The organism is Actinomycetes bacterium (assembly GCA_035489715.1).
Classification (GTDB): domain Bacteria; phylum Actinomycetota; class Actinomycetes; order JACCUZ01; family JACCUZ01; genus DATHAP01.
In genome coordinates, this window is record DATHAP010000078.1 from 1 (window position 1) to 6574 (window position 6574).

Annotated in this window: 7 protein-coding genes; 2 read left to right on the top strand and 5 right to left on the bottom strand. The window is 72.4% G+C overall.

Features of this window, described 5'->3' with window-relative positions; all coding sequences use genetic code 11:
• Positions 1-1371, top strand: a 1371-nt coding sequence (locus VK640_06670; GenBank protein ID HTE72866.1) for a peroxidase family protein, incomplete at its 5' end; no start/stop codon positions are given.
• Positions 1372-1386: 15 nt separating this feature from the next.
• Here the strand turns inward: VK640_06670 and VK640_06675 are convergent.
• The 3 genes from VK640_06675 to VK640_06685 all read right to left on the bottom strand — a co-directional run bounded on the left by VK640_06675 (position 1387) and on the right by VK640_06685 (position 5021).
• Complete coding sequence (locus tag VK640_06675; GenBank protein HTE72867.1) at positions 1387-2373, bottom strand: hypothetical protein; 987 nt, start codon at positions 2371-2373, stop codon at positions 1387-1389.
• Positions 2374-2487: 114 nt separating this feature from the next.
• Positions 2488-4074, bottom strand: coding sequence for an ABC transporter permease (locus tag VK640_06680; GenBank protein HTE72868.1), 1587 nt, complete (start codon positions 4072-4074; stop codon positions 2488-2490).
• Positions 4071-5021, bottom strand: coding sequence for an ABC transporter ATP-binding protein (locus VK640_06685; protein ID HTE72869.1), 951 nt, complete (start codon positions 5019-5021; stop codon positions 4071-4073). Before VK640_06685 ends, VK640_06680 begins: the two co-directional genes overlap by 4 nt.
• 129 nt (positions 5022-5150) lie before the next feature.
• Between VK640_06685 and VK640_06690 the strand changes: the two genes are divergently transcribed.
• Positions 5151-5390: a hypothetical protein gene (locus VK640_06690; GenBank protein HTE72870.1), complete on the top strand. Its 240-nt coding sequence runs from the start codon at positions 5151-5153 to the stop codon at positions 5388-5390.
• Between the two features lie 19 nt (positions 5391-5409).
• On the opposite strand, the gene VK640_06695 is transcribed toward VK640_06690, so the two are convergent.
• Positions 5410-6183, bottom strand: coding sequence for an exodeoxyribonuclease III (locus VK640_06695; GenBank protein ID HTE72871.1), 774 nt, complete (start codon positions 6181-6183; stop codon positions 5410-5412).
• 44 nt (positions 6184-6227) lie between these two features.
• On the bottom strand, positions 6228-6574 hold a 347-nt coding region (locus tag VK640_06700; GenBank protein ID HTE72872.1), incomplete at its 5' end, for an SH3 domain-containing protein.

Consider the following 6574-nt stretch of genomic DNA (forward strand, 5'->3'; position numbering starts at 1 on the left):
GGCGGCGGCTTCGGGAACGTTTCCGCGGGCTACACGTACCTCGGCCAGTTCTTCGACCACGACCTCACGTTCGACCGCACGACGGTCGCGCTCGGCGAGAACGTCCCGCTCGCTCAGCTGCTGCAGGCGCGCTCGCCGAGCCTCGACCTCGACTCGCTGTACGGCGCCGGCCCGTCGGACCCGGAGTCGGCCAGGTTCTACAAGGACGACCGCCACCTCAAGATGGGCAAGACCGTGGCGATCGATCCCGATCCCGCGCACGCCGGCCATGACCTGCCGCGCGGCGCCGGGACGACGCAGAAGCAGAAGCGCAAGGCCGTCATCCCCGACCCGCGCAACGACGAGAACCTCGCCGTGGCCCAGACGCACACCGCGTTCATCCGCTTCCACAACCGGCTGGTCGACACGCTGCCGGCGTCGACGGCCGCGGCCCAGCGCTTCACCCGCGCCCGCGAGCTGGCGGTCAAGCACTACCAGTGGATGATCTGGCACGACTACCTGCCGCGGATCATGGCGAAGAGCGTGCTCAACAGCGTGATGTCCGGCGGGCGCAAGCTGGTCGAGCCGTCGGCCGACCCCACGGACATGCCGGCCATGCCGGTCGAGTTCTCGGTCGCCGCGTTCCGCCTCGGCCACAGCATGATCCGCCGGTCGTACAACTGGAACGCGCGCTTCCCGGACGGCCAGGGCACGTTGGACTTCCTCTTCATCTTCTCGGGCACCGGCGGTGACCTGCTCGGCGGGCTGCGGCTGCCGAGCAACTGGATCGCGGACTGGCGACGGATGTACGACCTCGCCGGTGAGACGGGGCGGGCCGACCTCGCGGCACCCGGTGGGCTGAACAAGGCGATGCGGATCGACTCGGCGCTGGTCAACCCGCTGGCCAACCTGCCGACCGGATCGTTCGGCGGGCCGGTGGTGCCCTTCGGCGACCCGATCGCCAACCTGGCCTTCCGCAACCTGACCCGGGCCAAGATGCTGCGCCTGGCCAGCGGGCAGCAGATGGCCGCCCTGCTGCGGCAGCGCGGGGTGCCGGTGACCACGCTGACGAGGGCCCAGCTGCGCACCGGCAGCAACGGGGCCTCGCTCGACGGCCTGACCGCGACCCAGCGCGACTCCGTGCTGGCCAAGACCCCGCTGTGGTTCTACGTGCTGCGCGAAGCCGAAATGAACGGCGGCAAGCTCAAGGGCGTCGGTGCCCGGATCGTCGCCGAGACGGTGCACCGCGCGATGGAGGGCAGCCGGTTCTCGATCGTGCGCGACGAGGCCTTCCGGCCGACGCTCGGCCCGGACAGCACGACGTTCCGGATGAGCGACCTGCTGATGTTCGCGTTCGACCGCAAGAAGGCCTTGCTAGCGCCGCTCACCTGACGGGTGCTCGACGCGCTATCGCCGGCGCCGACGGTCCCGGTCGTCGTCCTCCGGCAGGGGCACGGGGTCGCTGCGGTAGAGGACCACCCCGTCCGACCCGCGGGCCAGCTCCAGGTTGACCAGGTAGACGCCTCGTCGCTTCAGGTCCGGCACCCAGACCTCGACGCTGCCGCCGTCGTGGTCGGTCGTCGGCATCAGCCGGTAGGCGACCGTGTCGGAACGCCAGGTCAGGGGGACGTCGAGCCCGTCCAACGACCAGGTGAGGAGCAGCGGCTCGCCGTCGAGCCCGCTGATGTCCAGGTTCACCGCGACGACCCAGCCGAGCGGGTTGCGGTGCTTGCGGTCGTGCTCGGCCTCGACCTTGTCCAACGCCTTGGCGAGTCGCTTGGCCGCCTCGTGGGGCGACAGCGGGTCGCCGTCCTTGTCCGAGAGACCACCCCCCATGACGTGCGCCAGCACGGCGGGGGACGGGTACCTCGTCAGCTCCGGCTGCGAGACGACCTGGTCCTCGTAGTCATCGACGTCGTCGGGGGCGACGGTGTCGCCGACCACGGATCCGTCTGTCGGCACACCGATTTGCCGGTCGCGACCTCCGGTCGCGTGGTCCGAGGGTGTGATGTCGGCCGGCCCGGCCGACTCGCTCTCGACGGATGTGGCCGGCTCGCTGCTCGGCTCGACCGTCGTTGTGGGCCGGTCGCCGGACGCCGAGGGCGTGGCGACGACGGCAGCAGTCCTCAGCGTGCCAAGGGCACCGCCGGCGGGCCGGAGCGAGACGCGACCGCCGTCCGGCAGGGTCCGGACGAAGGCGGTCAGCGACGATCGGCTGGTCACCGAGGCCGAGGTGATCGTCGCGTAGTCCTCGACGTCCTCCTTGGGGGCGACCCGGTCCCACAGGCCGATCACCGCAGCGACCGACCCGGCCAGGGCACCCGCTGCGAGAACGAGCCCCTGCCACCGCGCGTACCAGCGCGGCCGACTCTCGGATGCGACGGCTGCGGCCACGGTTCCCCCACCGGTTCTCCTGCGAATGTCGCGCGGCGTCCGGCAGGTGTCAATGCGTGCGCCGGCCTCGGCTGTCTCCTTGACCCACTCTTGGCCGGCCAGGACGACCTGCGGTCAGCGCACGTCCCGGCGCTCCAGGGCGCCGGTGCCGGCCACGCCGAGGGCGGCGGCCACCGCGAGCAGCGCGAGCAGCGGTCCCCACCCGAGCGGCTCGGCCGGCATCAGCGCCAGGTGCGAGAACGGCGACAGGTCGACGATCCAGTCCGGCAGCTGGAGCAGCTCGCCGAAGAACGACACCACGACGCAGAAGGTGAGGGCGACCCAGCCGAAGCCGGCCCAGCGTGGCGAGAGCCCGTAGGCCAGCCAGGTGAGGGCGGCAAGCAGGAGCACCGGCGCGACGTACGGCAGCGTGGCGCCGAGGAGGCGGGCGACCGCCGAGCCGTCACCGGTGACCAGCTGGTAGCCGAGCCCGAGCCCGAGGCCGGCGGCGACCACGACCGCGACGGTGCCGGCGACGGTCACCGCCAGGTAGGTGGCGGCCCACCGCCTTCGGGTCAGGCCGGTCGCGAGCAGGCCCTCGAGGCGGCCGGCGTCCTCCTCGCCGCGCGGCCGCATCGCCGACGAGACCGCGAAGCCGCTCGCCATAAGGGCCAGCATCACCACGGCGACGGCGTAGAACGAGTCGACGATAGTCCCCCCGCCCTGCACGAACACGTCCTGGGCGAACTGCGAGTCGCCGAGCAGGTCCTTGACGTCGTCGCCGATGGCGCCGTACGCGAGGCCGGTGAGGAAGAGGCCGGCAGCCCACCCCGCGACGCTGGCCCGCTGCTGGCGCCAGGCCAGCCCGAGGCTGCCGCGCAGCCGTGCGCCGGCCCGCGAAGGCCCCGGCCGGGCGGCCATCAGGCCGGACCCGATGTCCCGCCGGTCGAAGAGCCGCAGCGCCACGGCCAGCAGCACGATCACCGCGGCGACCGAGATGAACGCCGGCCACCACCGCTCGCCGGAGAAGGCGTGCATCGCCTGCCCCCAGCCGATCGGCGAGGCCCATGACAGGGCGGACAACGCCCCGTTGGCCACGTCGCCGACGGCCCGCAGGACGTACGACGCGCCGATGACCGCACCGGTGATGCCGTACATCGCGCGGGTGCCGTCGGTGAGCTGGGCGGCGACGAGCGCGACCGAGCCGAAGACCAGGCCGGCCAGCGCGGCTGCCAGGCCGAGGCTCACCGACCCGGCCACCGCCAGGCCGTAGCCGACCAGGCTCGCCGCGATCAGCCCGCCGAGCAGGACGTTCGCGACGAGGACGGTGAGGCCGGCAGCGGCGACCGGCGCACGTCGCCCGACCGCACCGGCCCGGACCAGCTCGTCCCGCCCGGACTCCTCTTCGGCGCGGGTGTGCCGCCCGACCAGGAGCATGCTCAGCAGGCCGGCCACGACCGCGCCGAACGCCGAGGCCTGCCAGGCGACCTGACCCCCGACTGTGTTGAGCGCGCGGGCCGGGCCGGCCATGGCGATGAACGCCACGTTGTCGGCCATGCTGGCCGCGGCCCTGTCGAACTCCGCCTGGGTCGGGTAGAGCCCTTCGACGCTGACCGCCTGCGACCAGTAGAGGAGGACCGCGCCCAGCACCCACCAGAGCAGCATCAGCCGGTCGCGCCGCAGGTTGAAGCGCAGCAGGAGGCGAGTGGCCGATCCGGTCATCGCACCGGCTCCTGCGACTCCTGCGGCTGCCGCCGCCCCCGCGGCTCCTGCGCCTCGGCGGTGAGCTGGTCGCCGTAGTGGCGCAGGAACAGCGCCTCCAGCGTGGGCGGCTGGCTGGTCAGGCTGCGGATGTGGAAGCGTCCCAGCGCGTCGAGCGCGTCACCGAGCCGCTCGGTCTCCACCTCGAAGACGGCTCGGTTGCCCTCGACGACGAGGTCGTGCACGCCGTCGAGCCGGTCCAGCCCCGCGGGTGGCGTGGCCAGCTCCGCCGACACCGACGTACGGGTCAGGTGACGCAGCTCGGACAGGGTGCCGGACTCGACCGTGCGGCCGGCCCGGATGATGCTCACCCGGTCGCAGAGCCGCTCGACCTCGGCCAGGATGTGGCTGGAGAGCAGGACCGAGCGCCCCTCGCCGCGGAACTCGTCGATGCACTGCTGGAACACCGCCTCCATCAACGGGTCCAGCCCCGACGTCGGCTCGTCGAGCAGGAGCAGCTCCACGTCGGAAGCCAGTGCGGCGACCAGCGCGACCTTCTGCCGGTTCCCCTTGGAGTAGGAGCGCCCCTTCTTGGTCGGGTCGAGCTCGAACCGCTCGAGGAGCTCGGCCCGCCGGGTGTCGTCGAGGCTGCCGCGCAGGGCGCCGAGCAGGTCGATGGTCTCGCCGCCGGTCAGGTTGGGCCACAGGTTGACGTCGCCCGGGACGTACGCCAGCCGGCGGTGCAGCTCGGCCGCGTTGCGCCACGGGTCGTCCCCGAGCAGCCGGGTGGTGCCGCCGTCGGCGCGCAGCAGCCCGAGGGGCACCGGGATCGTGGTCGACTTGCCGGCCCCGTTGGGGCCGAGGAAGCCGTGCACCTCGCCGCGGCGCACCGTGAGGTCCAGCCCGTCCAGCGCCGTCGTGGCCCCGAAGCGCTTCACGAGCCCGCTGATCTCGATGACCGTGTCCACGCCGTCAAACCTAGATCGGTCCGCGGGCGCCCCGCATCTGCCGAACGTCGTACGTCGGCGGGAGGACTGGTCGACGCCGGGGTGGGGAAAGCGACTCGCAGACAGCCCCACGATCCGAGGAGGCAGCCGATGATCGTCGACAAGGCGCAGGTGGTGGAGATCCTGCGCGCACGCGGAGACCACCAGCTGGCCGACCAGGTGAACCGGGAACAGCCCGCGTCGTTCGACCCGGCGCAGGTCGACGTCCTGCGCGGGCTCGACCTCGGCGTCGACGCCGACGACGCGAGGCGCCACGGTGGCGCCGGGGAGCACGAGGACATGACTCGCCTGCCGCACGACGCTCCGGCAGACGACAGGACGACCGGCTGACCCGCCTCGCCCGGCGTCCTCAGCGCAGGTCGACCACGATGGGCGCGTGGTCGCTCGGACCCTTGCCCTTGCGCGCCTCACGGTCCACGTAGGAGTCGCTGACCGCGTCGGCGACCGAGGGGGTCGCGTAGACCAGGTCGATCCGCATGCCGAGGTTCTTGTGGAAGTTGCCGGCCCGGTAGTCCCAGTAGGTGAAGGGATGGTCGTACTTCAACGGCCGCGGCACCACGTCGACCAGCCCGGTCGCGCGCAGCGCCTCGAGCGCGGCCCGCTCCGGCGGGGTGACGTGCGTGGACGCGGCGAACACCGCGGGGTCCCAGACGTCCGCGTCCGTGGGTGCCACGTTGAAGTCGCCCAGCACCGCCAGCCGGTCGGTCGATGCCAGGTCGGCGGCCACCACGTCGCGCAGCGTGGCCAGCCACTCCAGCTTGTAGTGGTAGTGGTCGTGGCCCGGCTCGCGTCCGTTGGGGACGTACACGCTCCACAGCCGTACGTCGCCGCAGCTCGCCGCCACCGATCGGGCCTCCGCGTGGGGGAAGCCAGGACCGCCCGGCAGCCCGCGCACCACGTCGGCGAGCCCGACCCTCGACAGGATCGCGACACCGTTCCACCGGCCGTCACCGTGGACGGCGACCTCGTAGCCGAGCGCACCCACCTCGGCGGACGGGAAGCCGGCATCGGCGATCTTGGTCTCCTGCAGGCAGACCACGTCCGGGGCGGTAGCCTGCAGCCAGTCCAGGAGGCGGGGGAGTCGGGCGACGACGGAGTTGACGTTCCAGGTGGCGATGCGCACCCACGCATGCTGCCAGGGTGCTGCTGGTCAATGGACGGTGCCGGTCAGAAGACGGTGACGTGCACGTGGTCGTAGTGGTTGGCCGTCGTCGACCCGCGGTCGGACATGTAGCGCCAGCCCTCGCTGCTGCGCTCGACGGTCCAGATCTGCTGTGACCAGATGACCTCGCTGACGCCGAGCTCGCCGGCATGGGCACGGACCCACGCGGCGATGGCGTCACCGAGCGAGCCGGTGCACATGATGTCCAGGGCGAGGCCGGCGCCGTGGTCGCCGTAGCCGGTGTTGCCGCCCCAGGAAGTGACCGCGGGGAAGGCCGCGCAGACCGCGCGGTAGACCTTGATCGCGTTGCTGGTCAGCCCCGACTCGACCGACGAGCCGTCGGAGCAGGGGG